The organism is Providencia sp. PROV130, from assembly GCF_028482225.1.
Taxonomy (GTDB): Bacteria; Pseudomonadota; Gammaproteobacteria; order Enterobacterales; family Enterobacteriaceae; genus Providencia; species Providencia rettgeri.
Window position 1 is genome coordinate 1 of sequence record NZ_JAMPQC010000070.1, and the last position, 1,161, is coordinate 1,161.

Below are 1,161 nucleotides of genomic sequence, written 5' to 3' on the forward strand. Positions count from 1 at the left end.
AATAGCAGCACACTTATCATCCACAATAACGGTTTTGATAATGGTTTTAACCGTTTCAGAAGCCACTGCCGCTGCGTCACGCTCCCTAAGGTTATTTCGTGAAATTTCATTGAATGTTACCGATAGCTCTAAAACAGTGGATAATATGAATTGATTGGCAGCAAGCTCATTTGATTTTTTATCAAACTTATCACTCAATTTGTCGTAATCATTCACAACCCAAATAAGCCAAAATAGCAAAATGGCACAAGCGGCCATTAATGCTTTAGTTAACGTGTTCATGGGTATGACTTGCGTGAGAGCTGGAAGTGAGGGCCATCTTTAAAACTTGTCCAGTTACCGCCCCACTCAACATCAATGCCTAGTTCATCACCCGCCTGCAGCATAGCATCAGCAACTAACCTGAATTTAGACCAATCATTCCAAGGGATTTCACGACCTACTAGCGGAGCACAATCTACGGCATGGCCAGTTAAGTGTCGGCTATTCATCGTCTGACTTTTTTTACTTTTTACTAAATCACGTTGCCGTACCTCAGTTCGCTTACCTTCAATGACCATAAAATCAATACTGGTTAATTCAAGTGCTCGACGGGTAACTTTGACTAGATCGGGATGAACGCCGCGCAGATTTTCTTCACTGCGATTGCTGAATTTGAATTTACTCATTTCTTCACCATAAAAGTAAAAGGCAGCTTAACTAGCCGCCAGATTAATTTGAGTCGAGCGATTAATTTACTGAAAACGACAACCGACATGATATTTCCGCCAACGGCGAATATGACGACAAAAAACACACCATCAAATAAAACATCTGAGGCCGCTGATATCCGCTCTCCGTATATCGTTTCCCCTATTTGGCAAATCCAGCAAATAATTAAAATATTACCAATGACAGAATCTCTCGTTTTCTTATAGGGGCAGAGAAATACCGTTATCGCTGAAGCAAGCATGAATGAAATGTCAGCCGCATCCCATGGATGTAACTCAATCCAATTAACCAACTGATTTATTTTGCTAAGGAAGGCTTCCATCAGTTACCCCCTTTATTTCGCCAATCTTTAATGGCCTGTACGATACTGCTGAAGTTTCGGTCTATTGATGCGGCAATACGACTAAACAACTTTCTAAGGTTGTCTTTGTTTGCAGCCAGTACCAGAAC

At 41.2% G+C, this 1,161-nt stretch carries 3 protein-coding genes; all 3 read right to left on the reverse strand.

All coding sequences use genetic code 11. The annotated features are described in order from the left end of the window. The coding region (locus PSF28_RS23525) for a hypothetical protein (RefSeq protein ID WP_272685737.1) at window positions 1–282 on the reverse strand (282 nt) is incomplete at its 3' end. Continuing rightward, window positions 279–668 carry a M15 family metallopeptidase gene (locus PSF28_RS23530; protein ID WP_164561059.1) on the reverse strand — a complete coding sequence of 130 codons (390 nt, stop codon included), beginning with the start codon at window positions 666–668 and terminating at the stop codon, window positions 279–281. The genes PSF28_RS23525 and PSF28_RS23530, both read right to left, overlap by 4 nt. Next, window positions 665–1,033: a hypothetical protein gene (locus PSF28_RS23535; RefSeq protein ID WP_272685738.1), complete on the reverse strand. Its 369-nt coding sequence runs from the start codon at window positions 1,031–1,033 to the stop codon at window positions 665–667. The genes PSF28_RS23530 and PSF28_RS23535 overlap by 4 nt, the downstream gene beginning before the upstream one ends. Window positions 1,034–1,161: the final 128 nt, after the last annotated feature.